The 26,713-nt window shown below is 65.6% G+C and carries 28 protein-coding genes and 3 tRNA genes; 9 read left to right on the top strand and 22 right to left on the bottom strand.

Annotated features, from left to right (window positions below):
* Positions 1-108 precede the first annotated feature (108 nt).
* On the bottom strand, positions 109-1,302 hold the full coding sequence (locus AC5RUU_RS06510) for an acyl-CoA dehydrogenase family protein (protein ID WP_493974398.1): 1,194 nt from the start codon (positions 1,300-1,302) through the stop codon (positions 109-111).
* A 69-nt stretch (positions 1,303-1,371) separates the two neighbouring features.
* On the opposite strand from AC5RUU_RS06510, the gene AC5RUU_RS06505 reads away from it, so the two are divergent.
* A complete protein-coding gene (locus AC5RUU_RS06505) occupies positions 1,372-1,878 on the top strand; it encodes a MarR family winged helix-turn-helix transcriptional regulator (protein ID WP_493974397.1) in 507 nt (168 codons plus the stop codon).
* A 19-nt stretch (positions 1,879-1,897) separates the two neighbouring features.
* Here AC5RUU_RS06505 and AC5RUU_RS06500 read toward each other — a convergent pair whose 3' ends face one another.
* Together AC5RUU_RS06500 and AC5RUU_RS06495 are read right to left on the bottom strand one after the other, a co-directional pair.
* Complete coding sequence (locus AC5RUU_RS06500) at positions 1,898-2,551, bottom strand: DedA family protein (protein WP_493974396.1); 654 nt, start codon at positions 2,549-2,551, stop codon at positions 1,898-1,900.
* A gap of 84 nt (positions 2,552-2,635) precedes the next feature.
* Complete coding sequence (locus AC5RUU_RS06495) at positions 2,636-3,220, bottom strand: helix-turn-helix domain-containing protein (protein WP_493974395.1); 585 nt, start codon at positions 3,218-3,220, stop codon at positions 2,636-2,638.
* A gap of 66 nt (positions 3,221-3,286) precedes the next feature.
* Between AC5RUU_RS06495 and AC5RUU_RS06490 the strand changes: the two genes are divergently transcribed.
* Complete coding sequence (locus AC5RUU_RS06490; protein ID WP_493974394.1) at positions 3,287-4,276, top strand: NAD(P)/FAD-dependent oxidoreductase; 990 nt, start codon at positions 3,287-3,289, stop codon at positions 4,274-4,276.
* On the opposite strand, the gene AC5RUU_RS06485 is transcribed toward AC5RUU_RS06490, so the two are convergent.
* From AC5RUU_RS06485 to AC5RUU_RS06470, 4 genes are read right to left on the bottom strand one after another with little or no spacing between them, the layout of a single operon-like run.
* Positions 4,263-5,039, bottom strand: a complete 777-nt coding sequence (locus AC5RUU_RS06485) for an enoyl-CoA hydratase (RefSeq protein WP_493974393.1) — start codon at positions 5,037-5,039, stop codon at positions 4,263-4,265. The two genes, AC5RUU_RS06490 and AC5RUU_RS06485, sit on opposite strands and share 14 nt — an antisense overlap.
* Positions 5,036-6,052, bottom strand: a complete 1,017-nt coding sequence (mmsB, locus tag AC5RUU_RS06480; RefSeq protein WP_493974392.1) for a 3-hydroxyisobutyrate dehydrogenase — start codon at positions 6,050-6,052, stop codon at positions 5,036-5,038. The genes AC5RUU_RS06485 and mmsB overlap by 4 nt, the downstream gene beginning before the upstream one ends.
* Positions 6,045-7,139: an enoyl-CoA hydratase/isomerase family protein gene (locus tag AC5RUU_RS06475; RefSeq protein ID WP_493974391.1), complete on the bottom strand. Its 1,095-nt coding sequence runs from the start codon at positions 7,137-7,139 to the stop codon at positions 6,045-6,047. Before AC5RUU_RS06475 ends, mmsB begins: the two co-directional genes overlap by 8 nt.
* Positions 7,139-8,638 (bottom strand): CoA-acylating methylmalonate-semialdehyde dehydrogenase, encoded by a 1,500-nt coding sequence (locus AC5RUU_RS06470; protein WP_493974390.1) that lies wholly within the window; start codon positions 8,636-8,638, stop codon positions 7,139-7,141. The genes AC5RUU_RS06475 and AC5RUU_RS06470 overlap by 1 nt, the downstream gene beginning before the upstream one ends.
* A 170-nt stretch (positions 8,639-8,808) precedes the next feature.
* Here AC5RUU_RS06470 and AC5RUU_RS06465 point away from each other — a divergent pair, with 170 nt between their 5' ends.
* Both AC5RUU_RS06465 and AC5RUU_RS06460 read left to right on the top strand, forming a co-directional pair.
* Positions 8,809-9,615: an exodeoxyribonuclease III gene (locus AC5RUU_RS06465; RefSeq protein WP_493974389.1), complete on the top strand. Its 807-nt coding sequence runs from the start codon at positions 8,809-8,811 to the stop codon at positions 9,613-9,615.
* A gap of 34 nt (positions 9,616-9,649) precedes the next feature.
* Positions 9,650-10,534, top strand: a complete 885-nt coding sequence (locus AC5RUU_RS06460; RefSeq protein ID WP_493974388.1) for a DUF8083 family protein — start codon at positions 9,650-9,652, stop codon at positions 10,532-10,534.
* A gap of 51 nt (positions 10,535-10,585) precedes the next feature.
* Here the strand turns inward: AC5RUU_RS06460 and AC5RUU_RS06455 are convergent, their stop codons facing one another.
* From AC5RUU_RS06455 to AC5RUU_RS06435, 5 genes are all read right to left on the bottom strand, one after another.
* On the bottom strand, positions 10,586-11,638 hold the full coding sequence (locus AC5RUU_RS06455) for a LacI family DNA-binding transcriptional regulator (protein ID WP_493974387.1): 1,053 nt from the start codon (positions 11,636-11,638) through the stop codon (positions 10,586-10,588).
* A gap of 121 nt (positions 11,639-11,759) precedes the next feature.
* Entirely contained in the window at positions 11,760-12,023 is a 264-nt protein-coding gene (locus AC5RUU_RS06450; RefSeq protein WP_493974386.1) for a hypothetical protein, read from the bottom strand.
* Positions 12,020-12,916 carry a carbohydrate ABC transporter permease gene (locus AC5RUU_RS06445; protein ID WP_493974385.1) on the bottom strand — a complete coding sequence of 299 codons (897 nt, stop codon included), beginning with the start codon at positions 12,914-12,916 and terminating at the stop codon, positions 12,020-12,022. The genes AC5RUU_RS06450 and AC5RUU_RS06445 overlap by 4 nt, the downstream gene beginning before the upstream one ends.
* Positions 12,913-13,947 (bottom strand): carbohydrate ABC transporter permease, encoded by a 1,035-nt coding sequence (locus AC5RUU_RS06440; RefSeq protein WP_493974384.1) that lies wholly within the window; start codon positions 13,945-13,947, stop codon positions 12,913-12,915. The genes AC5RUU_RS06445 and AC5RUU_RS06440 overlap by 4 nt, the downstream gene beginning before the upstream one ends.
* A gap of 3 nt (positions 13,948-13,950) precedes the next feature.
* The gene (locus tag AC5RUU_RS06435; protein ID WP_493974383.1) at positions 13,951-15,240 is read right to left on the bottom strand and encodes an ABC transporter substrate-binding protein; all 1,290 of its coding nucleotides are present in this window, start codon (positions 15,238-15,240) and stop codon (positions 13,951-13,953) included.
* A gap of 140 nt (positions 15,241-15,380) precedes the next feature.
* On the opposite strand from AC5RUU_RS06435, the gene AC5RUU_RS06430 reads away from it, so the two are divergent.
* The gene (locus AC5RUU_RS06430; RefSeq protein ID WP_493974382.1) at positions 15,381-17,171 is read left to right on the top strand and encodes a glycoside hydrolase family 13 protein; all 1,791 of its coding nucleotides are present in this window, start codon (positions 15,381-15,383) and stop codon (positions 17,169-17,171) included.
* A 4-nt stretch (positions 17,172-17,175) separates the two neighbouring features.
* Here the strand turns inward: AC5RUU_RS06430 and AC5RUU_RS06425 are convergent, their stop codons facing one another.
* From AC5RUU_RS06425 to AC5RUU_RS06385, 9 genes are all read right to left on the bottom strand, one after another.
* Positions 17,176-17,787, bottom strand: coding sequence for a hypothetical protein (locus AC5RUU_RS06425; protein ID WP_493974381.1), 612 nt, complete (start codon positions 17,785-17,787; stop codon positions 17,176-17,178).
* On the bottom strand, positions 17,784-18,437 hold the full coding sequence (locus tag AC5RUU_RS06420) for a hypothetical protein (RefSeq protein ID WP_493974380.1): 654 nt from the start codon (positions 18,435-18,437) through the stop codon (positions 17,784-17,786). Before AC5RUU_RS06420 ends, AC5RUU_RS06425 begins: the two co-directional genes overlap by 4 nt.
* Positions 18,434-18,814 carry a hypothetical protein gene (locus AC5RUU_RS06415; RefSeq protein WP_493974379.1) on the bottom strand — a complete coding sequence of 127 codons (381 nt, stop codon included), beginning with the start codon at positions 18,812-18,814 and terminating at the stop codon, positions 18,434-18,436. The genes AC5RUU_RS06420 and AC5RUU_RS06415 overlap by 4 nt, the downstream gene beginning before the upstream one ends.
* Positions 18,811-19,002, bottom strand: coding sequence for a hypothetical protein (locus tag AC5RUU_RS06410; RefSeq protein WP_493974378.1), 192 nt, complete (start codon positions 19,000-19,002; stop codon positions 18,811-18,813). The genes AC5RUU_RS06415 and AC5RUU_RS06410 overlap by 4 nt, the downstream gene beginning before the upstream one ends.
* On the bottom strand, positions 18,999-19,460 hold the full coding sequence (locus AC5RUU_RS06405; RefSeq protein WP_493974377.1) for an Asp23/Gls24 family envelope stress response protein: 462 nt from the start codon (positions 19,458-19,460) through the stop codon (positions 18,999-19,001). The genes AC5RUU_RS06410 and AC5RUU_RS06405 overlap by 4 nt, the downstream gene beginning before the upstream one ends.
* Positions 19,461-19,620: 160 nt before the next feature.
* A complete protein-coding gene (locus AC5RUU_RS06400; protein ID WP_493974376.1) occupies positions 19,621-21,216 on the bottom strand; it encodes a glycoside hydrolase family 68 protein in 1,596 nt (531 codons plus the stop codon).
* A gap of 684 nt (positions 21,217-21,900) precedes the next feature.
* Positions 21,901-21,976 (bottom strand) — tRNA-Phe (locus AC5RUU_RS06395).
* 48 nt (positions 21,977-22,024) lie between these two features.
* Positions 22,025-22,098, bottom strand: a tRNA-Asp gene (locus AC5RUU_RS06390).
* A 91-nt stretch (positions 22,099-22,189) separates the two neighbouring features.
* Positions 22,190-22,262, bottom strand: a tRNA-Glu gene (locus AC5RUU_RS06385).
* A 165-nt stretch (positions 22,263-22,427) separates the two neighbouring features.
* On the opposite strand from AC5RUU_RS06385, the gene AC5RUU_RS06380 reads away from it, so the two are divergent.
* Positions 22,428-23,465, top strand: a complete 1,038-nt coding sequence (locus AC5RUU_RS06380) for a PHP domain-containing protein (protein WP_493974375.1) — start codon at positions 22,428-22,430, stop codon at positions 23,463-23,465.
* A gap of 46 nt (positions 23,466-23,511) precedes the next feature.
* Here the strand turns inward: AC5RUU_RS06380 and AC5RUU_RS06375 are convergent, their stop codons facing one another.
* A complete protein-coding gene (locus tag AC5RUU_RS06375) occupies positions 23,512-24,195 on the bottom strand; it encodes a DsbA family protein (protein ID WP_493974374.1) in 684 nt (227 codons plus the stop codon).
* Between the two features lie 125 nt (positions 24,196-24,320).
* Between AC5RUU_RS06375 and AC5RUU_RS06370 the strand changes: the two genes are divergently transcribed.
* From AC5RUU_RS06370 to AC5RUU_RS06360, 3 genes are read left to right on the top strand one after another with little or no spacing between them, the layout of a single operon-like run.
* Entirely contained in the window at positions 24,321-25,325 is a 1,005-nt protein-coding gene (locus AC5RUU_RS06370; RefSeq protein ID WP_493974373.1) for a DMT family transporter, read from the top strand.
* 9 nt (positions 25,326-25,334) lie between these two features.
* Positions 25,335-25,763: a metallopeptidase family protein gene (locus AC5RUU_RS06365; RefSeq protein WP_493974372.1), complete on the top strand. Its 429-nt coding sequence runs from the start codon at positions 25,335-25,337 to the stop codon at positions 25,761-25,763.
* A 10-nt stretch (positions 25,764-25,773) separates the two neighbouring features.
* The gene (locus AC5RUU_RS06360) at positions 25,774-26,694 is read left to right on the top strand and encodes a cation diffusion facilitator family transporter (protein ID WP_493974371.1); all 921 of its coding nucleotides are present in this window, start codon (positions 25,774-25,776) and stop codon (positions 26,692-26,694) included.
* Positions 26,695-26,713: the final 19 nt, after the last annotated feature.

Raw genomic sequence — 26,713 nt, 5'->3', positions numbered from 1 at the left:
CCGCACCCCCAAAGGGAGCAGACCAACAGTAAGTAGGCTTACCTCCTTGATGCTATCGATGCACGGCGCCCGGGACAACGTCCGCATGCGGCCCCCGGCAAACCCTGCTCAGGTGAAGGCGGAAATGCCGGTGACTGCCCTGCCCACCAGAAGTGAATTGATTTCGTAACTGCCTTCGTACGTGTAGAGGATCTCGGCATCACCAAACAGCTTGGCCATTCCAAAGTCGCCGCTGATGCCGTTGCCGCCCAGCAGGGACCGACCCATGGCCACTGAGGCCCGGGCGAGCCTGGTGGTGGTGGCCTTCGCCATGGCAGCCTGCGCCATCTCCAGCTGCCCGTCCTGCTGGAGCCGGGCCAGCTGCACCATCAGCGCAAGGGAAGCGGAGGCATTCCCCAGGATATCGGCAAGCTGCTGCTGGACCAGCTGGAAGCCCGCTAGTGGCCGGCCGAACTGGTGGCGCCCCAGCACATAGTCCCGGGCGACGTCGAAGGCAGCGAACTGAATACCGGCGGCCTGCCAGCCCACCCACGCCCGGGAGTCCCGCAGCAACCCCTGGGCGGACGCGAAGTCGGCGGCCCCTGGGAGCACGTTGCTGGCGGGAATGCGGACATCGTCGAGTGTGATGTCGGCATTCTGCAGGATGCGCAGGCCAATCTTGTTCGAGATCTTGGTGGCTTCGAAGCCGGGACGGTCGGTCTCCACGATGAATCCCTTGATTTCCTGGTCGGCCTGGTCCCGCGCCCAGACGAGGGCAAAATCGGCAATCGTCCCGGCACCAATCCAGCGCTTGGTCCCGTTGAGGATCCACTCGCCGCCCAAAAGCCGGGCGGAAGTTTCAAGGCCCCTGGAGATATCCGAACCGTGGCCGGGCTCGGTCAGGGCGAAGGCTCCCAGCTCCCTGAAGCTCGTAAGCCCGGGCAACCAGCGGCGCTTCTGCGCGTCAGAACCCAGCTGGCTGACCATTCCCACGATCAGTTCGTTGTGGATGCCGGCTACTGCGGAGAGGGATACGTCGGCACGGGCCAGCTCCGCGTACATCAGCCCTTTAAACAGGGCAGAACTGCCATCGATCTGCAACGCTCCGAGTCCGTGGCCGGCCATGTCCTGCAGCAGGCCAAACGGAAACTCCTCGCGGTTCCAGTACCCCAGTGACGCGGGCCGGACGGAAGCCTGGAGGAATTCACGGGTGCGGGCGTAGCGTTCGCGTTCGGCAGTGGGCAGCAGCTCCACGACGTGGATCAGGTCGGCGTCGGGAAAGGGCGGTGGGCTGGCGCCATGTCCTTGGGGCTGCACGGGCAAAGATCCCTCCGTCAACGAACCGTTGGATGTCCTAGTATATTCACAGGATTTTCCGGAAAGGGGACTGGCATGGGCGCGCATCTGCCCCGCGACCCTATCGCCGAGGCCCGGCGCAACTGGGAAGAGCAGGGCTGGGCGGAGGTCGCTGCACCCATGGCGGCCATCACCGCTGTCATGCGGACCCAGCAGATCCTCCTCGCCAGGATCGAAGCCACCCTCAAACCGTTCGGCCTGACGTTTGCCCGATACGAGCTCCTGGCGCTGCTGAGTTTCGCCCGGAGGGGCTCACTGCCCATGAAGAGGGCGAGCGCCCTGCTTCAGGTCCATCCCACGTCGGTAACCAATGCGGTGGACAGGCTGGAGCGGGCCGGATTGGTGGCCCGCTCCCCTCATCCAACCGACGGCCGCACCACGCTTATCGGACTCACCGCCGAGGGACGCAGCCTGGCCCGGCGTTCCACCGCGGCGCTGAACAGCGAGGTGTTCAGCGACCCGGGGTTCAGTCCGGATGATGTGGACCTCCTGATCCGGATCCTAGGTGATTTCCGCCGGAATTCCGGCGATTTTAAGGAGTGACGGGCGGCAGGGCCCCAGGTCAGCGGTTTGCCTTCGCGCGCTTCACGTGCCGGACCACCAGCAGGACCACGGCAGCGCCCAACGCCGCGTAGACGGCATAGTTCAGGAAGCGGGAGTACTGCTCAATAAGCCGGTACTGCGTGCCCAGCAGGTATCCAAGCCCGATGAGGGCACCGTTCCACAGCCCGCTCCCGGCAAGCGTGTAGAGGCTGAAGGTTGCCAGCGGCATGCCGGAGGCGCCGGCGGGCAGCGAAATGAGGCTGCGCACACCGGGCAGCAGCCGGCCGAAAAAGATGGAAGACCGGCCATGGCGGCGGAACCATCCGGCTGCATGCTCGAAATCTTCCCGGTCAACCAGAGGGAGTCTGGACAGCCCGCGGATGGACCGCTCCAGCCCCAGCTTCGCGCCCAGCCAATAGAGGAACAGCGCCCCGGTATAGGCACCCAGCGTGCTGGTGGCAAAGACAAGGAGCAGGTTGAGGGACCCCTGTTTGGCGAGGTAGCCCGCCAAGGGCAGGATCACCTCGCTGGGGATGGGCGGAAGGACTGTTTCCGCGAGGGTAAAGGCACCGACGCCCCACTCCCCCAGGCTGTCGATGGCCCGCGCGGCAACGCCCACAAGACCGCCGAGTCCGTCTGCAGGGCCGGCCGCGCCCGCCACTGTTACGCTCATGTGCTTCTCCCCAATTCCCGCTGTTTCCTGCGGTCCTGTCTACATTACGGGCCTGGAGGGAACCTGGCAGCCTTCGCAGGCCCCCTATCTTAGGGAGGCCGGCTTTGCCCTGACGTGCATCCGCTCCCCCTGGGTTCCGAACAAGCTGAGGAATTCCACCGCCCTGCCGTCCGCCCTGCCAAACCAGTGCGGAATGCGCGTATCGAATTCCGCCGCTTCCCCCGGACCCAGGACCAGGTCCTGGCTGCCCAGTACCATGCGCAGCTTCCCGTTGAGCACATACAGCCACTCGTAGCCTTCATGCACCTGCGGGTTGGGTTCCTCAAGCCGGCCGGCAGGCAGGATGTGCTTGTAGGCCTGGATGCCGCCCGGTTTCCTGGTCAGCGGAATGATGGTCATCCCGTGGGCCTCGAGAGGGCGGAGGTGCACCCGCGGATCCCCCGTCTCCGGTGCTCCCACGAGCTCGTCCAAGGGCACCTGGTGGGCCTTTGCCAGGGGCAGGAGCAGTTCGAGGTTGGGCCGGCGCTGGCCGGATTCGAGCCGGGACAGCGTGCTGACCGAGATTCCGGTGGCCTCCCCGAGCGCCGCGAGGGTGACGTCGCGTGCCACCCGCAGCGCCTTAAGCCGGGGGCCAACGGCGGCGAGGACGTCGTCGAAGTTTTCCTCCACCCCCCAATTTTGCCATACCGGCAAAATTGTTTGCCACTATTGCGCCCTGCGGAAGACCATGAATACATGACTCAACACATCAGTCCCAGCAACGATTCCATCTACGACGTCCTCATTGTTGGCGGCGGCGCCGCGGGCCTGAGCGCAGCCCAGATGCTGGGCCGTACCCGCCGGTCGGTAGCGGTAGTGGACAGGGGTGAACCACGCAACGCCCCCGCCGAGGGCGTCCACGGCTTCCTCTCACGGGACGGGATTAGTCCGGCGGACCTGCTGGCAGCCGGGCGCGCCGAGGTTGAGCGCTACGGCGGGGTGATCATCAATGGAGAGGCAGCCGCCGCGAGTGGCGACGTGCGGCAGGGCTTTGAGGTAACTCTCGACGGCGGGAGGCAGCTGCGCGGCCGGCGCCTCCTCATTGCCACTGGCCTGGTGGATCACCTGCCGGACATCCCGGGCCTTCGGGAGCGCTGGGGGAAGGATGTACTGCACTGCCCCTTCTGCCACGGCTGGGAAGTGCAGGACCAGGCAATCGGAATCCTGGGCAACGGGCCGTGGTCCGTGCACCAGAGCCTGCTGTTCCGGCAGTGGAGCTGCAACATCACCTTGTTCCTCAACGACCGGGCTGTCCCCACGGACGCAGAGCTCGAACAGCTGGCAGCCCGCGGCATCAAGGTAGTGGCAGGCGCCGTGGAAACCCTTCGGGTGGAAGGCGACGCGCTGCGCGGGGTGGCTCTCGCCGGCGGCCCGGAGGTTGCCGTTGACGCCCTGGTGGTGGGCGCACGGACCCACGCCCGGGTCCAGGCTTTCGCCGGCCTGGGCCTGTCCGCCTCACCGCACCCGACGGGCATCGGCGACTACCTCGAAACCGACGCCGAGGGCGCCACGGCCGTACCGGGCGTGTGGGCGGCCGGCAACGTCACGGACATGAAGGCACAGGTGCTGGCGTCGGCTGCGTCAGCCGCCTGGACCGCCGTCGTCATCAACAACCACCTGATGGCGGAGGAAATGGAGCGCGACCTCGCCGCCTACCGGGAGTCGATGGCCGTTACCGGTGCTTGAAAGCAGGCTGCCGTTTCTCCGTGAACGCGGCCATGCCTTCCTTCTGGTCCTCGGTGGCGAACATCGAGTGGAAGAGCCGGCGCTCGAACAGTACGCCCTGTGCGAGGCCCGTTTCGAAGGCAGCGTTCACGGCCTCCTTGGCCGCCATGGCCACCGGCTTGGACTTGGCCGCGATGACTTCGGCGGCCTTAAGGGCTTCCGGCACCACGTCCTCAGCGGGAACAACCCGGGACACCAGGCCGCACCGCTCGGCTTCCTCCGCCCCGATGAACCTGCCCGTCAGGATCAGGTCCATGGCCTTGGCCTTGCCCACTGCCCGGGTCAGGCGCTGGGACCCGCCCATTCCCGGAAGCACTCCCAGGTTGATCTCCGGCTGGCCGAACTTGGCGTTGTCCCCTGCGATGACGAGGTCACACATCATTGCCAGCTCACAGCCGCCGCCCAGGGCGAAACCGGAGACTGCCGCGATGGTGGGGATGCGGAGCCGGGTGAGATCCTCCCAGCCGCGGAACCAGTCGGCCGCGTACATGTCCATGTAGCCCTGGGCCGCCATCTCCTTGATGTCGGCGCCGGCGGCGAATGCCTTGCCGGATCCGGTAATCACCACAGCCCCGACCCCTGGATCTGAATCCATCGCGGTGACGGCGGAGACCAACTCCTCCATGGTGGCCTTGTTGAGTGCGTTCAGCGCCTGTGGCCGGTTAAGCGTTACCAGCCCCACCCGTCCCTGCTGCTCCACCAGGATGTTGGCGTACTCCGTCATTCAGGACTCCCGTCGTCGTGGGCTATAGGTGCATTGTTTGGTGGGGCTGCGTTCCGTAAGGCAGCAGCTGGCGGGGCAGCCACCCCTTGGGACGCCCGTGTGCCGGCGGACTTCTCCCGGATATCGGTGATGATCGCGGAGAAGTCCCGGCCCGCGCCGCCCTCCGCGGCAAACGTATCGTAGATCTCGGCGGCGAGCGGCCCCATCCGCCCGGCCACTCCCGTGCTGCGCAGGGCGTTGACGGCGAGGTTGAGGTCCTTGGCCATCAGCGCGCCGGCGAAACCGGGCTGGTAGTCGCGGTTTGCCGGGCTGGTGGGGACGGGACCGGGCACGGGACAGTTGGTGGTCAGCGCCCAGCATTGCCCGGAGGCCGCCGACGCGACATCGAAGAGGGCCTGGTGGCTCAGTCCCAGCTTCTCGCCCAGGACGAAGGCCTCGCTGACGGCGATCATGGACACGCCAAGAATGAGGTTGTTGCAGACCTTGGCCGCCTGGCCTGCGCCGTGCGCCCCGCAGTGCACCACCCGCTTGCCCATCACCTCGAGGAGGGGCCGGACGGCGTCGAAGTCCGTTGCATCTCCGCCCGCCATGAAGGTGAGCGTTCCCGCTTCGGCACCCACCACGCCGCCCGAAACAGGGGCATCAACGGAGCGGTGTCCCGCATCGACCGCCAGGCGGGCTGCCTCCCTTGCCTCATCAACGTTGATGGTGGAGCAGTCCAGGAACATGGTCCCCCGGGCCGCTGCCACCAGCAGGCCGGGCTGCCCGCCGGTTCCGCGGTAGGCGTCGAGCACCTGCTGGCCGCTTTGGAACATGGTCAACACCACGTCCGCCCCGGCGAGCGCTTCAGTGGCACTGGCCGCCACCGGAATGCTCCGCGCCCTTGCGGCCTTCAGAGCTGCGGGCACCACGTCATAACCGGCCACGGTATGACCTGCCTTGACGAGGTTCGCGGCCATGGGAACACCCATATGCCCCAGGCCAAGGAACGCAACAGTGTACTTTTCAGGCATGGTCCGTCTCCTTCAACTGCAGGTTTCCTGCTGTGCCAAGGTCCAGTTCCCGATCGAGTGGTTGGAAAAACCGGGCAACATGCTCCGGGAGCACCGCGCTGAGGGTTGGCGGGTGCCAGCGCGGCTTGCGGTCCTTGTCCACCACCTGAGCGCGGATGCCCTCGCGGAAATCCGGGCCCGAAAGGAATCGCAGGCCCACCCGGTACTCCTGCGCGAGGGCTGCATCAAGCGTCATCCGCTGGGCCCGGCGCAACGATTCCAGCGTTACCTTCACCGAGGTTGGGGATTTCCCTTCGATCGCGTCGGCGGCCTGCCGTGCTTCCGCTCCGCCGCTGCCCTGCCAGGCGCGGAGCCTGCGGACAATGTCCTCGGCGTCGGTTCCGGAATAACAGGAGTCGATCCACTCGCGCTGCCCGGCCAAGGCCGAGGGCGGAGCGTCCTCAACGCAGCGTCCGACGGCGGCTTCCGCACTTTCGCTTTCGAGCGCCGCCACCAGTTCGGGTAACCGGGCGGACGGGACATAGTGGTCGGCGAGCCCCAGGTACAAGGCGTCCGGCCCGTCCAGGTGCGCCCCCGTCAGCGCCGCATGGGTTCCCGCCTCCCCTGGTGCGCGGGCGAGCAAAAAGGTTCCGCCGACGTCGGGCGCAAAGCCGATGGTGGTCTCCGGCATGCCCGTCCTGGTCCGTTCGGTGACCACGCGGACAGAACCGTGGGCGGAAATCCCCACCCCACCGCCCAGCACCAGGCCATCCATAAGCGCCACATACGGCTTGGGGTACCGGGCGATCAGGGAGTTCACCCTGTACTCGGTCTGCCAGAAGTCCGCGGTCCGGGTTCCGCCCTGGGGGATGTCTTCGTAGATGGCCACGATGTCTCCGCCTGCGCAGAGGCCCCGCTCTCCGGCGCCTTGCACCAGGACGGTGGCCACGCCGTCGTCGTCCGCCCAGTCGGTGAGCTGCTGCAGGATCATGCCCACCATGCCCGCCGTCAGCGCGTTGACGGCCCGGGGCCTGTTGAGGGTGATGACCGCCAGGGCGCCCCGGCGCTCGAAAAGTACCTCTGATCCGTCCTGTAAACGTCCCGTCATCAGCTTCCTTCCGGCATGACGAAGCTGGATCCCTGCCGTATTCCGGAGGGCCAGCGCGTGGTGACGGTTTTGGTCTTGGTGTAGAAGCGGAAGGCGTCCGCGCCGTGCTGGTTCAGGTCGCCGAACCCGGAGGCCTTCCACCCGCCGAAGGTGTAGTAGGCCAGGGGCACGGGGATGGGAACGTTGATGCCCACCATGCCAACGTCCACGCGGGTGGCGAAATCCCGGGCGGCGTCGCCGTCACGGGTGAAGATGGCAACGCCGTTGCCGTACGGGTTCTCCGTGCAAAGCCGCAGGGCTTCCTCGTAGCCGGCTGCCCGGACCACGCTGAGGACGGGCCCGAAAATCTCGTCACGGTAGACGGCCATGTCCGGGGTGACGTGGTCGAAGAGGGTGGGTCCCACCCAGAAGCCGTCTTCATAGCCTTCCACCGTGAATCCGCGGCCGTCAGCCAGGAGGGTGGCGCCCTCGTCCACGCCCGCCCGGATGTAGCCTTCGATCCGTTCCCTGGCCGCCGCGGACACCACGGGACCGAAGTCCGAGTCCCGGGCCATGCTGGCGCCCACCTTCAGCTTCTTGATCCGTTCCTGGAGCCGGGACACCAGCCGGTCCGCGGTCTCCGCACCCACCGGCACGGCCACAGAGATGGCCATGCAGCGCTCCCCGGCGGAGCCGTATCCCGAGCCGATGAGGGCGTCCGCCGCCTGGTCCAGGTCCGCGTCCGGCATGACCACCATATGGTTCTTGGCACCGCCGAAGCACTGGGCCCGCTTGCCGTGCGCGGCCGCGGTCGCATAGATGTACTGGGCAATGGGGGTGGAACCAACAAAGCCGACGGCCTTGATCCGCGGATCCTCAAGCAGGGCATCCACGGCTTCCCTGTCGCCATTGACCACGTTGAACACGCCGTCCGGCACGCCCGCCTCGCTGTACAGTTCCGCCAGCCGGAGCGGTACAGAGGGGTCCCGCTCGGAGGGCTTGAGGATGAAGGCATTGCCCGCCGCCAGGGCCGGGCCGGACTTCCACAGCGGAATCATGGCGGGGAAGTTGAACGGGGTGATGCCGGCTACCACCCCGAGCGGCTGGCGTAGGGAATGGATGTCGATCCCCGCCCCCGCGTCACTTGAGAACTCGCCCTTGATCAGGTGCGGGGCCCCGGCAGCGAACTCCACCACTTCCAGCCCACGCTGGATATCTCCCCTGGAGTCGGCAAGCGTTTTGCCGTGCTCGGAGGACAGCAGCCGCGCCAGCTCATCCATGTGGAGGTTTACCAGGTCCACGAACTTCAGGAGGACCCTGGCCCGCCGTTGCGGGTTGGTCGCCGCCCACTGGGCCTGAGCCTTTGCGGCGGCAGCTACGGCGTTTTGCACTTCGTCCCGGCCGGCCAGCGGAACCCTGGCCTGGACGCGGCCGGTACAGGGATCGAAGACGTCACCGAACCGCCCCGACGTTCCTTCCGCATGCCGGCCTTCAACGTAATGGGACAGCTCGCGCACCATGGCGGATGCTCCTTCGCAGTGGTCCGGTTCCTGTGGCCCAGGTCATTACTGGTTGCGAATATACTCGGACTTCCTACTAAGTTCCATTGTCCGGACACTTCGCCGTCAGCACGTCCGGAGCTTCCGCCCTGCTTTACCTGCGGCCGTTCGGCCACGGTAAGTTAGGAACTGTGAAGATCGCTACCTGGAATGTAAATTCGCTCCGTGCCCGCGCAGACCGCGTCGAAGCCTGGCTTCAGCGCAGCGACTGCGACGTCCTGGCCATCCAGGAGACCAAGTGCAAGGACGATAACTTCCCCTGGGAACTGTTTGAGCGGATGGGCTACGAGGTGGCCCACTTCGGTGTAAACCAGTGGAACGGCGTGGCCATCGCATCCCGCGTGGGGCTCGAAGACGTTGAGCGGACCTTCCTTGACCAGCCCTCGTTCGGCAAGGCCGGCAAAGACCCGGTGCAGGAAGCCCGGGCCATGGCGGCAACGTGCGCGGGCATCCGCATCTGGAGCCTGTACGTCCCCAATGGCCGATCGCTGGACGACGAACACATGCCCTACAAGCTCAAGTGGCTGGAGAGCCTCAAGACGCACGCGCAGGGCCTGGTCGCGGAGAACCCGCAGGCCCAGGTGGCGTTGATGGGCGACTGGAACATCGCGCCATTTGACGAGGATGTCTGGGACATCGACCTCTTCGTGAACAACCGGTACACCCACGTCAGTCCGCCCGAGCGGGCCGCTTTCCACGCGTTCGAGTCCGCAGGTTTCACCGACGTTGTCCGCCCCTACACCCCCGGCCCCGGCGTCTACACCTACTGGGACTACACCCAGCTGCGCTTCCCCAAGCGGGAAGGCATGCGGATCGACTTTGTCCTGGCCTCCCCTGCGCTGGCCGGCCGGGTGACCGGTGCCTCCATCGACCGTGAGGAACGCAAGGGCAAGGGCGCCTCGGACCACGCACCCGTGCTGGTGGAACTGGCGGACTGATGACGGCCACCTGGACCCACGCAAGGAGACCGCAATGACGGGAAACCTCTACCGGGGCCAGGCAGGCCTGCCGTTTTCCTCGACCCTGCGCGTCTACGAACCCCTGGAAGCATTTCCGGAGGAGCAGCGCCCGGCCATCCAGGCGGCGGGCGCACGCACTGCCTCGCGTGCCGCCGTCGAAAACGCTGAGCTGTTGGCCTCGCTGGGCCGCATCACCCGCTCGGGTGGTGACCCGTTTCCCACCGGGCGCACCGATCTGGTGCGGGTCACCACTGCTCCGGCTTCCCAGGGCAGGACGTCCGACGACGGCGCTGACGCCGGGCCCGTGCTGCTGTACTGTCCCAGCCAGCTGGTCCTCCGGGCCGGCCTGGCGGCGAACGCACTGATGGAGGGGATCCACGGCCCGCTCGCGGAGCTGCTGATCCCCGAGGAACAGCGGGACAAGCACCAGGAGCGGATCGACCAGGTCAAAGCCCGCGACGGTTCGATCAGGGTGCACACCCGCGCATCCACCTGGGGTATCCCGTTCAGCTGGTTTTCGCTGTTCATGGAATCGGACCACAAGGATGTGGTGGAGGCGGCCGGCCGGATCCTCACCGTCAGGGTGTGGGCTTCCATCACAGACGCCTTGGAACGGGCCCGGTACGCCGTAGCCAACCTGGCGCTGGCGGCCCCGGACCTGGACATGCTGGATGACCTCGCCCAGCTCACCGAGTGGCTCGAACAGTTCCACGTGGAATCCATGGTTGAGCTCGACTACGGCGCCGTAGCGGACAAGGTTTATCCGGACGATTCCCCGATGGACATCCGGCTGGGCATCGAGTGCCTCGCCGAAGGCGATATGACCGGCGCTGCCGCTGCCTACCGGCGTCTGGCGTCCCGCTGGATTCCCATCCGGCAGCTGGCCCGCGCGTCCTGAGCACAACGTCCTGGCCAGCACGTTCTGGCCCGCCCGGCCGGCGCGGCCTGCCTAGCTGAGGGGCGGCGCGGTGGTCCGCCGGACGATCAGTTCGTGGGGCGCGACGACGGACTGCACCGACCCCACTTCGCCGTCCAGTTCGTCGAGGAGCATCTTGGTGGCCAGTTCTGCCTGTTCATCGGGCCGTTGCCCCACCGTGGTCAGCCCCATGGCGTCGGCGAAATCGTGGTTGTCGATCCCCACGACCGACAGCTCCCCGGGCACGCTGACCCCGATGCGCGACGCCTCGAAAACAACGCCCATGGCCATTTCGTCGGAAGCACAAAAGATGGCGGTGGGCTTGGCACCAGGCCGGGACCACAGCCGTCGGAATGCCTCCTGTCCGCTGCGGACAGTGAAATCGCCCCATTCGTCCCACTCCGGGCGGGTGGGCAGGCCGGCGGCGGTCATGACGTCCTTGAAGGCGAGGATCCGCACCCGGGGAACGTCGAAGTTCAGGTCCGTCTCGTCGTCGCCGTGCAGCAGCGCGATATCCCGGTGGCCCAGATCGATCAGGTGCCGCACGGCAGTGGAGGCGGCGGCATAGTCATCGATGCCGATGTAGGCGCACTCTTCGACATGGCCGCCCACGACAACGAGCGGGATATCGATCTTCTGCAGGTGGTCCAATTCTTCATGGGTCAGCGCCATACAGAGGACCAGCAGGGCGTCGATCTGCTTGTAGACCATGGTCTTGCTGAAGAGCCGCTCCCGGTTGCTGCCGTGGCCGCCGAGGTTGAACAAGGAGAGGTTGTATTGCCGGGCATGGAGTTCCCGGTCGGCCCCCTCAATGGCTTTCGAAAAGAACCAACGGCTGACGAACGGGGCCAGCACGCCAATGGTCTTGGTACGGCCGGTCGCCAGCCCCGACGCTGAGGATGAGGCCACGTAGCCCAGGTTCCCGGCGACCTCGAGGATCTTCTCCCGGGTGGCCGGCGAAACCCTGGGCAAACCGCGGACTGCACGGGACACTGTGGCAGTTGAGACACCGGCGGCGGCCGCTACGTCTTCAATGCTGACTCCGGAGTGGCCGCCCCTTTGGGATCTTTCTGTTGTGCGTGCCACCGTGTCCCCTTAATAACTCCTCGCAGCGTACCGCTGCTTGCTCGCCCTGCCTTTGCCCCCCGAGCCTTCATAATCCGCACTCCGTAGCCATGCAGAGTTAACTGATGGCGTAACCCCCAGACTATCTGCGCTGGCTGGCCGTGCGTGCGGGCAGCTTTCGCCGCAGCCGCACCATGCCGTACAGCGCCAGGAGCGTGGCCAGCAGGCCGAGGGCCCAGCCTAGTGCGGGTTGGGCAGTCACTTCCATCCAGACGGTAACCACCAGCAGGACCAGGGCCCAGAAGCCAAGGAACCCGATGATGATGTCAAAGTCCTCGCCGGACCTGACGCGCCTGCGGTCGCTTCCCGCCCCCTTGAAGGGGGAGCGGGAAGCGTCGCCTGTCACTTGACTGCGCCGGCTGTCAGGCCGGCCACAATCTTGCGTTGGAAGACCAGCACCAGGATCACCAGCGGGATGGTGACGATGGTGCCCGCGGCCATGATGGCGGTGTAGGGAATCTGGTTAGGCTGCGCACCGGCGAAGCTTGCAATGGCAACCGTGACCGGTTTCGTTGCCTCATTGGACAGCTGGCTGGCGATCAGGAATTCATTCCAGGATGAGATGAACGCCAGGATTGCCGTGGTGAAGATTGCCGGAGCTGCCAGAGGCATGATCACCTTCCGGAAAGCCTGTCCTTGGGTGCAGCCGTCCACGCGGGCCGATTCCTCAAGCTCCCACGGCATCTCGCGGAAGAAGGACGTCAGCGTGTAGACGGTCAGCGGCAGGACGAAGGAGATGTTCGGGATGATCAGCGCCTGGTAGGTGCCCATCCAGCCGATGTTGGTGAACAGCTGGAAGAGCGGGGTGATGAGGGCCACGCCCGGGAACATGGATGCGCCCAGGATGAAGCCCAGCACCAGGTACTTGAACCGGAAGTTCAGGCGGGCCAGGGCATAGGCCGCGAACACGCCGATGATCAGTGAAACCACCGTAACGGTCACACCGATGATGACGCTGTTCATCAGCGCCTGGCCGAACCTGTTGCCGAACGAAGTGTCGAACGCGGTGGTGAAGTTGTCCAGCGTCACGTGCGTGGGCCAGGGAGTGGTGTCGTAGGTGAATCCCACGTCCCGGAAGGCTGTCACCACCATCCAGTAGGCGGGGGCAAGGCACCAGATCAGGATGACGGCGGCGCTGATGTATGTCCGCACGCTCGCCCATTTTTCCCGGTTCTGTGAAGCTTTGCGGCCCTTGTCCTGCTGGGCCCGCAAACCGGAGGAAGCGGTTGTGGTTGTCATTTCTTCCCCTTACCGGTTGCTCCGCTTTGCTCCACGACGTTGGCTCCGAGGAAGCGGACGAAGATGAACGCCACCAGGAAGATGATCAGGAACGTGATGGTGGACAGGGCAGCCGCGGAGTTGAAGCCTTGCCTGATCTGGTTGATCACCAGGATGGACAGTGTGGTGGTGTTGTTGGCGCCGCCCGTCAGGATGTACGGAAGGTCGAACATCCTCAGGGCATCAAGGGTGCGGAACAGGATGGCAACCATCAGCGCCGGCTTGACCAGCGGCAGGGTGATCAGGCGGAACCGCTGCCAGGCGCTGGCACCGTCAACTTTCGAGGCCTCGTAGACCTCGGCCGGAATCATCTGCAGGCCGGCGAGGATCAGCAACGCCATGAACGGGGTGGTTTTCCAGGTGTCGGCGATGATCACAGCCCATTTAGCCGGCCACTCGCTGCCGGTCCAGAGGATCGAGGCGCTGAACAGCTTGTTGATGATGCCGTTGAAGTCGAACATGAACAGCCACAGCTGGGCGGTAACAGCGGTGGGGATGGCCCACGGTACCAGCACGGCTGCGCGGACGAGGCTGCGGCCCTTGAAGGTGCGTGCCATGATCATGGCCATCCAGAAACCAAGAACCGTCTCAAAGACCACAGTGATCACGGTAAACAGGAAGGTGGTGCCCGTCGCTGTCCAGAACTGGCCCCCGAGGGTTCCCGGCGGACAGGCAACGGTGCCGCCTCCCGGCGCCGCGCACTGCTGGCCAAGCCAGTTCACATAGTTCTGGATGCCGGCCGGGCCGCCGGCAGTGAAGAGGCCTGTGGCGGGGTCAAGCCCTGCGTCCTTCTGGAAGGACATCACAATGGCGCTGATAATCGGGTAAATGATCACGATGCCCAAGGCAATGATGGTGGGTGCCAGCAGCCAGGAAGCCCACTTGCCCTGGCTCAGTATCCGGTTGTCCTCGCCCACTCCCTTGGGTCCGTGATGGACCTCGGGCGCGCCCGACGCCGGCTTGACCGGCGTCGGGCCCAATTCGGTTGCCATGGTTTACTGCGATCCTGCGCCAGCGGACTCGATGGACTTCTGCATATCGGACAGTGCCTGTTCGGCGGGCTTCTCACCCTTCAGGGCTGCGTAGGCGTTCTCCTGGATCGCCTGGGTGACGGCCGGGTAGAACGGGGTGACCGGGCGGGGAACAGCGTTCTCGATGGAGGTCTTCAGGACCGGCAGGTACGGGAGCTTGGAGACCAGTTCCTGGTCCTCGTACAGTGCGCCGAAGACCGGAGCCAGGGAACCCTGGGTTGCGAAGAACTTCTGCTGTTCTTCCTCAATGAGGAACTTCACGAAGTCCAGGGCTGTGGCCTTGTGGTCGGAGTAGACGCTGATGGCGGCGCTGTGGCCACCCAGGGACGAAGCACCCGGACCATCCTTGCCCGGAAGGGCAGCCATGCCGAGCTTGTCCTTCACCTGCGAGGAACCCTCAGTGGTGGCCAGGTTGTAGACGTAAGGCCAGTTGCGGAGGAAGAGGAGCTTGCCTTCCTGGAAGGCGCGGCGGCTTTCTTCTTCCTGGTAGGTGATGGCCTCAGCGGGGATGTTTCCGTTCGCGAATGCCTCCACCAGGTTGTTCAGGCCTTCCGCAGCCTCGGGGGTGTTCAGGTTCGGCTTGCCTTCGTCGTTAAGGACGGAACCGCCGGCCGAGTTGATCGCTTCAGAGGCGTTCACCGTCAGGCCTTCATACTGCTTGAACTGGCCTGAGTAGCACCCGATGTTGTTGGCCTTGGCGATGGAGCACATCTCCATCATTTCGTCCCAGGTCTTGGGAGGCTCGGGAACCAGGTCCTTCCGGTAGTAAAGGATGCCGCCGTCGGAGGAAACCGGAGCCGCGTACAGGGTTCCCTTGTAGGAGCCGGCCTCGACCGTCGGTTCAAGCATGCCCGTGGTTTCGACGGCCATCTTGTCCTTGAGCGGCTGCAGCCAGCCCTTGGCCGCAAACTCTGCGGTCCAGACGACGTCCACGCTAGCAACGTCGTAGTCCGCATTCTTGGCCTGGAAGTTCTGCACGAGGTCGTCGTGCTGCTGGTCAGCCTGGTCGGTCTGTTCCTTGAAGGTGACCTTTTCGTCCGGGTGCGCTGCGTTCCACTTCTCAATCAGCGGACGGACCACGTTGCTGTTGTCCTTGCCCTGCACGTAGGTAATGGGACCCCGGCTGTCAAGGTTTGCTTCGGCGTCGCTGCCGCCGCCCGTGGTCCCGCCGCCGCCGCCGCCCGCGCATGCGGACAGGGACAGGGCCAGGACGCCGGCAGTGGCGACCGGAAGTAGGAATCTAGGGGTTTTCATTAGCTTGAAGCTCCTCGCTGAGTGACAAGTAAGTCGACAGTGCGCTTGCTAGGTGAGGTTGATGTGGTGACTGTCACACTAGTAAGGTTGCCGTGTTGAATGCAAGCGTTTACATCAAAAAGTTATCTGAGGGGAACCAAATGTCCAAGTCGAGCGTTCCTGCCTCCGGCCGACTCCGGCATGAATGGTGGTCCGACGCCGTTGTCTACCAGATCTACCCGCGCTCCTTCGCGGACGGAAACGGTGACGGGATGGGTGATCTCCGCGGCGTGATGGAACACCTGCCCTATCTGGAGTCCTTGGGCGTGGACGCCGTCTGGCTGTCACCGTTCTACAAGTCCCCGCAGGCCGACGGCGGGTACGACGTGGCCGACTACCGCCAGGTGGACCCGTTGTTCGGATCCCTCGAGGACTTTGATGCGATGTTGCAGGATGCTCACCGCAGGGGCCTGAAAGTCATCGTGGACCTCGTTCCCAACCACACCTCGGACGAGCACACGTGGTTCCGGGAGGCGCTGGCGGCGGCCCCCGGATCGCGGGAACGGGACCGCTACATCTTCCGCCGCGGCAAGGACGAGGTGCCGGGAACCGGGGACGGCAACCGGCCGCCGAACAACTGGATGTCGATTTTCGGGGGGCCGGCGTGGAGCCGGGTGACCGAGGCCGACGGTTCGCCGGGCGAGTGGTATCTCCACCTGTTCGACACCAAGCAGCCCGACCTGAATTGGGAGAACCCCGAGGTCCACGAGGAGATGCGGTCAGTCCTCCGGTTCTGGCTGGACCGTGGCGTGGACGGTTTCCGCGTGGACGTGGCGCACGGCATGGTCAAGGAGGAGGGCCTGCCCGACTGGGACGGGGCGGCGGCAATGGTTGAGGGCACGCACAGCCTGACGCTGCCGCCGGGTGATGCGCCGGGTGCGCACACCGACGCCCAGGAGCCGCACCGCGCTGTCTCTCCGGTCTATCCGCCGTCGCCCTTTTTTGACCAGGAGGGCGTGCACGAAATTTACCGCGACTGGAACAGGGTGCTGGCGGAGTACGGCCGTGACAGGATGATGGTTGCAGAAGCATGGGTGGAACCGGCGGAACGGCTGGCCCGCTACGTCCGGCCGGACGAAATGCAGCAGGCCTTCAACTTCGACTTCCTGCTGGCAGGCTGGGATGCCGAACGGATGGCCGCCGCCATCGACGCCTCCCTGGCGGCGGCAGCATCCGTAGGAGCGCCATGCACATGGGTGCTGAGCAACCATGACACCGTTCGGCATCCAACCCGGTTCGGGCTTTCCGACCCCACCACCTTCCCCAAGGGCCTGGCCGCGGACGATGAGCAGCCGGACGCCGCCTTGGGACTGGCCCGGGCCCGGGCCGCCACGCTGGTTTCCCTGGCGCTGCCGGGTTCCGCTTACCTGTTCCAGGGCGAGGAACTGGGCCTGCCGGAACACACCACGCTGCCTGCCGCTGCGCGGCAGGATCCCACATTCTTCCGGACTAAGGGTGCCGAAATCGGGCGTGACGGCTGCCGGGTGCCGCTGCCCTGGGCCGCCGGGTTGCCCGGTTACGGCTTTGCGTCCGGTAGCAGCCACGCACAGCCCTGGCTTCCGCAGCCGGAAAGTTTCGGCGCCCTCGCGGCAGACCAGCAGGACGGGGTGGAGGGCTCCACCCTTGAGCTGTACCGGGCTGCCCTCGCGTTCCGCGCCGGGCGGCGGCTGGGCCTCGGCACGCTGGAATGGGCGGACATCCATGCACCGGAGGGCGGCCTGTTGGCATTCCACAACGGGGATGTCCTGGTCCTCGCCAACATGGGATTCTCTTCGGCACCCGTTCCGGAGGGATACAGGGTGGCACTGGCCAGCGGCCCTGTTCCGGCCAACGAGTTGGCCGCGGTGCAGGAAGTTCCCGTTGACTGCGCCGTATACCTGGAGCGGGAGTAAGGCGTCAGCGGACGCGCTCCGCACGGCCGAAGCGCGTCCGCGCGCCCGCCCCGATATGGATGAGAACCGGGATTTCCTTGCCCACCACCGTTTCGAGCGCCGCCAGCAGTTCGGTGACCTCGGCGGCCAGCAAGTGCGGTGCAACGCCCTGGCGCGGAAGCAGCCTGACCTTCAACGCCGGGGCCCCCTTCACGTCATAGGTGGCCACTGTGGCACCGGCCAGGTCCGGCCGCCCCGCCAGTGCATGCTTGATGGCCTGCTCCGCCACTCCCCCACCAATGCGCACGTCACCGGGGACTTCTCCGGGGTCATACTCGGCAGCCAGCAGGTTGGACCGGCCCTTACCCTGCTGGGCGATCCACGCCACCATGAGCCCGATCAGCAGCAGTAGCACCAGGGCCACCACAATCCATAACCAGCTTTCGGCGCGTCCCGGGAACCTGGTGGCGTTGAACGCCTGGTTGATCCCGTTCCATGCTCCCGGGGACCAGGACTGCCACCACGACGCGGCTGACGGGACAGTTGCCAGCAGCACCAGCAACATGCCGGCGGCGAGCAGGTTCAGTCCCAGGACCGTGAGGAGGACCCGGTTGAGGAGGGTGGGCGTGCTGTTCATGCGCCGATCACTCCTGACGGCGTTACGCTGACGCGGACATCGGGTGACGGCTCCAGTCCCATCTGGTCCAGCTCGTCCTGGACGGCGGCGAGGACAGTCGCGTCGTCCACCGGCACTCCCGACGTGGGCCTGACATTGACCAGGACCTGCCGCTGCGAGACCACCACCATGACCTGCTCGGGCGTGACGTTTGCCGCCAGTCGGGCCCGGCGGGCCAGGGACGAGGCGATGACTTCGTCGTCGACCACGACGGGGGGTTCTCCAGGCGCCGCGGCCACGGAGAGGAGGTGGCGGGCACGCCGTCCCGGAAGTATTCCGTTAAGCAGGAAGACGAGGCCGATCATGGCAAGGACGGCACCGAGCGCCCCCAGCAGCAGCGGCGATATTCCGGCGGGCAGCGCGACGATCCGCTGGGCCGCCACCTGCGGCTCGATAAGCCACGCCGGCTGGCCGATGGCGTGCACCGCTGCCTCCAAAAGGCCGTACGCTACCAGCACGATGACCACAACGGCGGCAGTTATGGCCACCGCGGCTCGTGTGGAATGCGTCTCGCGGTAGACCACGCGGCGCATGTCCGGACCCTGGCCGTTGGCGCGGCGGTCCTCCGTACCCCGGGACTTCCTGGCCCCGGCGTCCACCCTGCTGCTCACCGGACGCGGCCTCCTTCACTGATAGTGGCGCCGCTGATACGAATATCCACCCGGCTCAGGCGCGCGCCGCTGAGCTCGGTGACCGTCTCCAGGATGCGGGCCTTCGCCTGGACTGTCCGTTCCCAGATGGAGCCGCCGAAACCCTGCAGCCGTGCCGGGTCCAAGGCCACCGCCTTCAACGGCGGGATGCTGATGGGCGTGACAAGGGACAAAGCCAGCAGGCCGTCGTCGTCCGTCCAGTCTGCCCGGACATCCTGCGCGTCAACGCCCAGCGCCGAAGCTGCCGCTGCCTTGGCGAGGCTTGTCAGTGCCTGCGTGCTGATGCGGTTGTGGCCGCTGAGCGCCTGCCCCCGCACCACCGGGGCGGGCGTGCTCATGATGATGAGCGCCGGCCGATGATGGCGTCCAGGACGCCGCGAAGGTCAAGCTTCCCCTCGGCGGCGCGGCCCAGGAGTGCCCCGATGGCCATAAAGAGCAGGGAAATCAGGAACCCCCACAGGCCGAACTGGAGGGACATGAAGGCGACAAAGGCGCCCATGGCGGCGCCTGCCAATGTCAGGCTCACAGCAGTGCCTCCCTTTCAGCGGTTCCCGGGGCTGCCGGTTTCACGGGAGCAGGCACGTAGACGTCGGTGACCTCGACGTTCACCTCGATAACCTGGAGCCCCACCAGTTCCTCCACGGCCCGGTAGACGGCGGCCCGCACCTGGTTGGCAAGGGAATGCAGGGGGGTGCCGTAGCTCGCCACCAGGCTGATATCCACTGCCACCTGGGTTTCGCCTACCTCGGCACGGACTCCGGCCGCATGGTCGGTGCTGCCCACGGCGTCGCGGATGGCCCCCAATGCGCGGGACGGTCCCGACCCCAGGGAATACACGCCGGGAACGGCCCGGGCGGCGATCCCCGCCACCTTGGCAACGGCGGTTTCGGAGATCACGGTACGGCCCGGGCCGGGCACCGGGACAGGAACCGGCGCGGCGCCACTGCGGATGCCCTGATCGGGTTGTGGGTTCTGGTATTCCATCAGGCACTCCCCCTTCTGTTGTTCCCACACTATCCCTAGCGTGCGGTGATGTGCTGTTAACTGAGGGACTGCAGTTAAACGACCAGGCGGGGATGCCCCCAAGAGCATCCCCGCCTGGCTTGTGCCGCTGACCAGCGGCGTTTGCGGTTTGTGCCGCAGTTTATTTGTAGTGGCCTTCGCCGCCAACCTTGACGTTGGTGGGCAGGTAGCCGAACGGGCCGAGGCCGTTCTGGCCGAAGCTGCGGTCCACCTGGGAGATACCGTTCTTGAAGTTGATCTTCACCGTCGGCGACAGGGATCCGCCGCGGACACCGTTGACGTTGTCGATGAACGACTGCACCAGGCCACCGGGCTGCACGTAATGCGAGTAGGCCTGGAACTGGCGGCCGTTCTGGTTGGGCGTGGGCGCCTCCGGGGACTCGGACGGGAGGTTCAGGTCAGTCGGTGAGCCCAGGGCCAGGCCGCTGTTGTTCATGGGCTGGTAATCGGAACGGATACCGTCGCCCACGAAGCCGTAGACGCCGTCGGGGCCGCGCATGCCTGCAGCGTAGGTGAACTGGTGGCTAATGGTGAACAGGTAGTACTTGTTCTTGCCGTTTTCGTTCTGGATGAAGATCTGGGGGCGCTCAGTCTGGTCGTTGACGCAGTTGGCGGACAGGATTGGCGGGAGGAAGGACCACTTGGTCAGGTCCTTGTTGTCCGCCACGGCCAGGCCCACGTTGGCGGTCTGGTAGTAGGCGCCGGTGCTGTTGACTTCATTCAGGCTTTCGGCGTTGGGGTCTCCAGGCTGGTAGCCGAGGTCTTCCTGCTTGCAGCGGTATTCGCCACGGGTGCCGCCGGTGTTGCCTTCGAAGACCATGAATGTCTTGCCGGGGTGTGCCGGGTCCGCGAATGTGTACGGATCACGGAAGGCGAAGCCGGGGTTCTGCTCCTTGGTCTGGTACATCTCGCCGTCCGGTTCAAGCAGCTTGGTGTGCTGGAACCCGTCGAAAGTGACGCCGTTCTCGTCTGCGTGGATCTTGCCGAGTGCCTTGGCGATTGCCGCGTCGGGGGCGATTCCGCCGCGACCGGCGTTCCGCTCGGCCACGTCGTAGAACGTGGTTGCCGTGTAGAACACGTTGACGTGGTTGCCCTGCATCAGGCGGGTGGAGCCGGACCACTCGGTGTTGCCGATCGAGGTGTTGTCCAGGAAGAGGTGTCCGCCGTAGTTCCACTTGTCCTTTGCCGGATCGGCGTTGGTTTTGCGGAAGAAGTAGCCGATCCGGGCGTTCCAGTGGCGCTGGTCGAAGCCGTAGCCGGCGTGGCGGTCGGCCACGAGGGAGAAGATGACGTCGTAGCCCTTGTAGCTGATCTGGTTTGCGTGCTCGTCTGTGAGGGACCAGGTGTCCCAGACCCAGACGTCGTCATTCATGGTGGGGAAATCCTCGGGGATCTCCGGCATGGTGACATCCGGGCTCATGGAGTTCTCCCCGGGAGCCACGGTGGAATCGCTCTGCGCCATAATCTGCTTGGCATCCGCGCGGGTCCACTTGGAGGTGAAGTCCGACGCCGGGTCGTGCGCCTGCTGGGTGTGTTCCGTGGGGAGAGGGAAGCCCGGGGTGGGCGCCGGCATCTGCCCGGCGGCCGGCGGGTCGGCGGGCTCATTGGCCTGTGCCGACGGGACGGCCAGGAAAGCCGAGGCCGCAACGGCTGCCGCCAGTGCTGCGGCGGCAGGACGCCACCGCAGCATCCGGCGTGTTTGGGGGTGCTTGTGCATTTTTGCTCTTCTCGCGGAGTTGGAACTGTTCGTGGAAGACGGGCGGATGCCCTGGTTCCCCGCACTCCGGCGAGCCCCGACGACTTCGTGGCGTCATCGAGGACGCCTTTGTGTCGAGGGCCGGGACCTGGGTGGGGTCCCGATGTGGCCCTTGCTGATACCAGGAGTATCCGGGCCGGGTTCCACGCTAGGCAGGCGCTTCCCCGCATTTCAAACCGTGTTTCGTGCCCGGGAAAACCTAATTCCACTCAGCCGTGCAAGCGCTTACGCATTCCATCGCGCGCGCGTGCCACAACCGCTATTTAGGGTCAAATGTTTCACATGTCAGACAAATTTCCGCCTTAACAAAGCGAGGTTTGTTGCGTCCACCACATGCGGTCCCCGGTTTGGCGGTTTGACCCGGCAGGGCGGATCCGTGCCGGTGTGGGTGTTGCGCACGCTACTTCTCGGCACTGATATTCCTGGGCGACCCCAAAAGTACCGGCGCGTAGGAAAATGTCCGCGTCGAGGGGGACAAAGGGTTGCGAGCCCGAGCGCCGGCGAGGGCTGCTCGACGGCAGAAGCCGGGTCGCGAATCCGCGCGGTCCCGGTTCTGTTGCGCGGACTGGTGAGGAAGGCCGGACGAAAATTGGGGGTGGGGTTAAAGAAGAAAAGCACCAGTTCCGAAGAACTGATGCTTCCCAGTGGTGGCTCCGACCGGCGTCGATCCGGTGACCTTTCGATTTTCAGTCGAACGCTCTACCAACTGAGCTACAGAGCCTAGGTGACTAGTCACCTTGAGAGCCGGAATTCCTTCCGGCAATCAGAGCGACCCTGACGGGACTTGAACCCGCGACCTCCGCCGTGACAGGGCGGCGCGCTAACCAACTGCGCTACAGGGCCTTGCGTTTCTTGCATTTGCAGTATCTCTACCGCTTTTTTCAAGGCTTCCAGCCTACCAGACTTTTTTAGCCTGCTTGACCAGTTCCTTGCGTACCCCCAACGGGATTCGAACCCGTGCCGCCGCCGTGAAAGGGCGGTGTCCTAGGCCGCTAGACGATGGGGGCCAGAACCCGTTCGGAGCAAAATAAAAGGCGTAAAGCGAGGCTTCCCGTCTTTGTCCTCTGCGTTTCTCCGAACTGGACTCTAAAACTATAGGGCCTAGTTCCGCATTATCCAAAATCGGCCAAAAACCCCGTGCCTGGACGGGGGGAACAGGTGAAGATGGACTGATGGATGCCGTCGCAGCGCTCAATGAAATTGCCTTCTGGTTGGAGCGCGGACGCGCCGCCACCTTCAAGGTCCAGGCGTTCCGCAAGGCCGCCGCGGCCATCAGCCCGCTGCCGCCCGACGAAGTGGCAGAGCGCACCAGGACCGGCCGGCTGAAATCCATGAAGGGAATCGGCGACCGGACCTACCAGGTCATCCAGCAGGCGGTGGCGGGCGGCGTACCCGACTACTTGGCGGACCTCCGCGAAAAGGGTGCCCAGCCGCTGGCCGACGGCGGCAGCGACCTTCGCAATGCCCTTCGCGGCGACCTGCACAGCCACAGTGACTGGTCCGACGGCGGCTCCCCCATCGAGCTGATGGCGGCGGCCGCCGGGGTGCTGGGGAGGGAATACCTGGCGCTTACGGACCACTCGCCAAACCTCACCATCGCCAACGGGCTGTCAGCGGAACGGCTTACAAAGCAGCTGGACGTGGTGGCCGCGATCAACGCCAACGGCCAATCCGCTGCCAGCGGGAAACCGGCGGTGCGGCTGCTGACCGGCATTGAAGTGGACATCCTGGAATCCGGCGAGCTGGACCAGGAACCCGAGCTGCTGGACCGCCTGGACATCGTGGTGGCCAGCGTCCACTCAAAGCTGCGTGCCGACCGGAAAACCATGACCCGGCGGATGCTCGGCGGCATCCAGGCCCGGCACACGAATGTCCTTGGCCACTGCACGGGGCGGCTGGTGGAAGGATCGCGCGGCACACGACCGCCGTCGGAATTCGACGCGAAGGAGGTGTTTGCCGCCTGCGCCGAAAACGATGTGGCAGTGGAGATCAACTCCCGGCCCGAGCGGCAGGATCCGCCCGACGCGCTGATCCAGCTTGCGCTGGAAGCCGGGTGCCTGTTTTCGATCGACAGTGACGCGCACGCCCCCGGCCAGCTCGACTTCCTTCAGTACGGTGCCGAGCGCGCGGCGCGGAACGATGTCCCGCAAGACCGCATCATCACCACCTGGCCGGTGGAGCGGCTCCTGGAGTGGGCAGCGGCGAAGTAGCCGCTGACCACCTCAAACCTGCAGCGGCGCAAAGCACAAAGCACAGCTAACGGGCAGCGTCGGCGAGCTTTTGCCGGAAGTCCGCCTTCGTGGACAGGGCCAGCTTTTCGCCGTTCAGGAAGAAAGTCGGCGTTCCGCTGACTCCCAGTGCCTTTCCATCGGCGATGTCTGCCAGGATCCGTTCCTCAGTCTTCGGGTCCGCAACGGCGGCGTCGAACAGGGCAAGGTCCAGGCCCAGTTCCTCCGCGTACGTCCGGAACAGCGCCGCCTGTGACTGCTGGCTGCCGGCCCACTGGGCCTGGGTCTCGAAGAGCCTGTTGGCCATCTGCTGGTACTGGCCCTGCTGCCCGGCCGCCTCGGCGGCCAGGGCCGCCTGGCCGGAGTTCGGATGCATCGACAACGGGAAATGCCGGTGCACAAATGTGATCCTGTCCCCGAACTCCGCCTTGAGCTCTTCAACCACGGGGTGGATGGAACCGCAGGACGGGCACTCGAAGTCGAGGAACTCCACCAACTGGGCCTTCTCCACCGACGGCGAAGTGAGGCGGTGGCTGTCCGCGCGGACCAGTTGCTCCGCACCTGCGGCAGGCGGCGCGGTCTGCTGCTGCTTCCCGGCGGTAAAGAGGGCGAACCACGCCACCCCGCCTATCACGATGACGGCCAGCAGGATCCAGATGATTGTCCGGACGAGGCGTGCGGTATCACGGGGTGGAGCAGGGTTTGAGACCATAACCCGCATCCTAGCCGAGGCGGGATGCCGCGGCGGCTCAAGGGCAGCGCAACTTGGCAGGAAGTTGACTAGACGTGGCCGATTTCCGCCAGCCCCCTGCTCTTCCGTCCGGATACATTGGCTCCATGCCTTCACCCACCCCCGTGAACAAACCTGGTTCCGCACCGCTTCGCGCAGCCTCCCCGGTCAAGGCCCTCGGCGTGGCGGCGATGGTGGTCACCGTGGTGCTCTGGGCCTCGGCCTTCGTGGGAATCCGGGCCATCGGACCCCACTTCTCCCCCGGGTCCCTGACACTCGGCAGGCTGGCGATTGCCGCCGTCGTACTGTCCTTCCTTGTACTGCCACAGCTGCTGAGGAGCCGGCACCTGCCGCGGGGACGCGAATGGTGGCCGATCCTGGCGTACGGCGTCATGTGGTTCGGTGGCTACAACGTGGCCCTGAACGCCGCCGAACACGTCCTGGACGCAGGCACCAGCGCCCTGCTCATCAACGTCAACCCCATCCTGGTGGCGATCATGGCCGGCGTCTTCCTCAAGGAGGGGTTTCCGCGGTGGCTGCTGATCGGGAGCACCGTGGCCTTCGCGGGGGTGGCGCTGATCGCCCTGGGTTCCGGCCAGCCTGCCGGCAGCGGTCCCGGGCTGGCGTCCGGAGCAGGGGAAACCACGACGGCGTACATGGCGGGCGTTGCCCTTTGCCTCCTTGCCGCCGTGCTCGCCGCGGTCAGCGTTATCATCCAGAAGCCTGTCCTGCGGAAGTTTCCCGCGGCCCAGGCCACCTGGTTCGGGATCCTGGTGGGCGCCGCGTGCTGCCTGCCCTTTGCCGGGCAACTGGCGTCCGAGGTGCAGGCTGCGCCGCCGGAGGCAACGGCGGGGCTGATATACCTGGGGATTTTCCCCACCGCCATCGCCTTCACAACCTGGGCCTACGCCCTCTCGCTTGTCGACGCCGGCAAGATGGCGGCTACCACGTACCTGGTCCCGGGAACCACGGTGCTGATTTCGTGGCTCCTCCTGGGTGAAATCCCCACGGCGTGGGGACTGGTGGGCGGCATCATCTGCCTGCTGGGAGTGGGACTGACCCGCCGCCGGACGCGTTCCCGGACAGGGCATAAGGAGCGGGTCCGGCGCTAGAGTCGAGGTATGCCTCCCAGCCTTCCGCCCGGCCTTCCCATCATCCCCGAGGGCCCGCATGAACCGTTGGGCTTCCGGATGTCCGCCGACGAGTTCGAAGCCGCAGTGTCCGATGCCCTGGACAGCATCCCGGACAAACTGGCCCGCGCCATGGACAACGTGGCCGTCTTCATCGAGGACGATTACGTGCCGGGGCCGGGAGAGGACCCGGACACCGTCCTGCTGGGAGTTTACGAGGGCGTACCGCTTACGGAGCGTGACTCCTGGTGGGACGCCGGCTCGCTGCCGGACAGGATCACCATTTTCCGCGAACCCATCCTGGAAATTTGTGCGTCCCGGGAGGACGTGATCCATGAAGTGGCGGTAACCGTGGTCCACGAGGTGGCGCACCACTTCGGCATCTCCGATGACCGGCTGCACGAACTGGGCTGGGGCTAGCCTTGTAGGCATGGGACACGACCACAGCCACACGCACGGCATCACCGCTACCGGCCAGCACCGCAAGCGGCTGGTGGCCGTGCTGCTGATCACACTGGCCGTCGTCCTGATCCAGGTGGCGGGGGCAATCCTGTCCGGGTCACTGTCCCTGCTGGCCGACGCGGGGCACATGCTCTCCGATGCGGCCGGTGTGACCATCGCACTGCTGGCCGCCTGGATTGCGGGCCAACCGGCGAGCGACCAGCGGACCTACGGCTACCAGCGGGCGGAAGTCCTGGCGGCCCTGGCCAATGCATTGATCCTGATCGTCATTTCCGTGGTGATCTTCACCGAAGCGGTCCGGCGGATCGGTTCCGCGCCGGAAGTGCAGACCGACATCATGCTCTTCGCCGCCATCCTCGGCGCAGTGGCCAACGTTGCGTCCCTGCTGATCCTGCACGGCGCTCACCAGGAAAGCCTCAACGTGCGCGGCGCCTACCTGGAAGTCCTCGGCGACCTCCTGGGCTCCTTTGCCGTTATTGCCGCGGCAGTGGTGATCATGCTGACCGGCTTCAATGCCGCGGACACCATCGCCTCGGTGGTGATTGCCCTGCTGATCCTGCCGCGGGCGTGGAGCCTGCTGCGCGACGTTGTGGATGTCCTGCTGGAAGCCAGCCCAAAGGGCGTGGAAGTGCAGATGATCCGCGAGCACATCCTGTCTGTCCCGGGCGTCACGGACGTGCACGACATCCACATTTGGACCATCACGTCCGGGGTGCCCGTCTTCTCCGCCCATGTGGTGGTGGAGGACGGGGTGCTCAACGCGCGCGGCGCCGACCAACTGCTGGACAAGCTCATCACCTGCCTGGGCTCGCACTTCGATACTGACCACTGCACCTTCCAGCTGGAACCGGCCAGCCATTCCGAGCACGAGGCGCACCAGCACGCATAGGGCGGCCATGTCCCGGCAC

It is taken from the genome of Arthrobacter sp. K4-10C, assembly GCF_059090085.1.
Note: the sequence above shows the minus strand (reverse complement) of the source record. Positions and strands in the feature narration are given on the sequence as shown.

What these genes read in the sequence shown, in the direction of transcription:
- AC5RUU_RS06505 (WP_493974397.1), top strand. Translation starts at nt 1,372, where the DNA reads ATGGGCGCGCATCTGCCCCGCGACCCTATCGCCGAGGCCCGGCGCAAC.
- AC5RUU_RS06500 (WP_493974396.1), bottom strand. Translation starts at nt 2,551, where the DNA reads ATGAGCGTAACAGTGGCGGGCGCGGCCGGCCCTGCAGACGGACTCGGC.
- AC5RUU_RS06490 (WP_493974394.1), top strand. Translation starts at nt 3,287, where the DNA reads ATGACTCAACACATCAGTCCCAGCAACGATTCCATCTACGACGTCCTC.
- AC5RUU_RS06485 (WP_493974393.1), bottom strand. Translation starts at nt 5,039, where the DNA reads ATGACGGAGTACGCCAACATCCTGGTGGAGCAGCAGGGACGGGTGGGG.
- mmsB (WP_493974392.1), bottom strand. Translation starts at nt 6,052, where the DNA reads ATGCCTGAAAAGTACACTGTTGCGTTCCTTGGCCTGGGGCATATGGGT.
- AC5RUU_RS06475 (WP_493974391.1), bottom strand. Translation starts at nt 7,139, where the DNA reads ATGACGGGACGTTTACAGGACGGATCAGAGGTACTTTTCGAGCGCCGG.
- AC5RUU_RS06470 (WP_493974390.1), bottom strand. Translation starts at nt 8,638, where the DNA reads ATGGTGCGCGAGCTGTCCCATTACGTTGAAGGCCGGCATGCGGAAGGA.
- AC5RUU_RS06460 (WP_493974388.1), top strand. Translation starts at nt 9,650, where the DNA reads ATGACGGGAAACCTCTACCGGGGCCAGGCAGGCCTGCCGTTTTCCTCG.
- AC5RUU_RS06445 (WP_493974385.1), bottom strand. Translation starts at nt 12,916, where the DNA reads ATGACAACCACAACCGCTTCCTCCGGTTTGCGGGCCCAGCAGGACAAG.
- AC5RUU_RS06440 (WP_493974384.1), bottom strand. Translation starts at nt 13,947, where the DNA reads ATGGCAACCGAATTGGGCCCGACGCCGGTCAAGCCGGCGTCGGGCGCG.
- AC5RUU_RS06435 (WP_493974383.1), bottom strand. Translation starts at nt 15,240, where the DNA reads ATGAAAACCCCTAGATTCCTACTTCCGGTCGCCACTGCCGGCGTCCTG.
- AC5RUU_RS06430 (WP_493974382.1), top strand. Translation starts at nt 15,381, where the DNA reads ATGTCCAAGTCGAGCGTTCCTGCCTCCGGCCGACTCCGGCATGAATGG.
- AC5RUU_RS06425 (WP_493974381.1), bottom strand. Translation starts at nt 17,787, where the DNA reads ATGAACAGCACGCCCACCCTCCTCAACCGGGTCCTCCTCACGGTCCTG.
- AC5RUU_RS06415 (WP_493974379.1), bottom strand. Translation starts at nt 18,814, where the DNA reads ATGAGCACGCCCGCCCCGGTGGTGCGGGGGCAGGCGCTCAGCGGCCAC.
- AC5RUU_RS06405 (WP_493974377.1), bottom strand. Translation starts at nt 19,460, where the DNA reads ATGGAATACCAGAACCCACAACCCGATCAGGGCATCCGCAGTGGCGCC.
- AC5RUU_RS06400 (WP_493974376.1), bottom strand. Translation starts at nt 21,216, where the DNA reads ATGCACAAGCACCCCCAAACACGCCGGATGCTGCGGTGGCGTCCTGCC.
- AC5RUU_RS06380 (WP_493974375.1), top strand. Translation starts at nt 22,428, where the DNA reads ATGGATGCCGTCGCAGCGCTCAATGAAATTGCCTTCTGGTTGGAGCGC.
- AC5RUU_RS06375 (WP_493974374.1), bottom strand. Translation starts at nt 24,195, where the DNA reads ATGGTCTCAAACCCTGCTCCACCCCGTGATACCGCACGCCTCGTCCGG.
- AC5RUU_RS06370 (WP_493974373.1), top strand. Translation starts at nt 24,321, where the DNA reads ATGCCTTCACCCACCCCCGTGAACAAACCTGGTTCCGCACCGCTTCGC.
- AC5RUU_RS06365 (WP_493974372.1), top strand. Translation starts at nt 25,335, where the DNA reads ATGCCTCCCAGCCTTCCGCCCGGCCTTCCCATCATCCCCGAGGGCCCG.
- AC5RUU_RS06360 (WP_493974371.1), top strand. Translation starts at nt 25,774, where the DNA reads ATGGGACACGACCACAGCCACACGCACGGCATCACCGCTACCGGCCAG.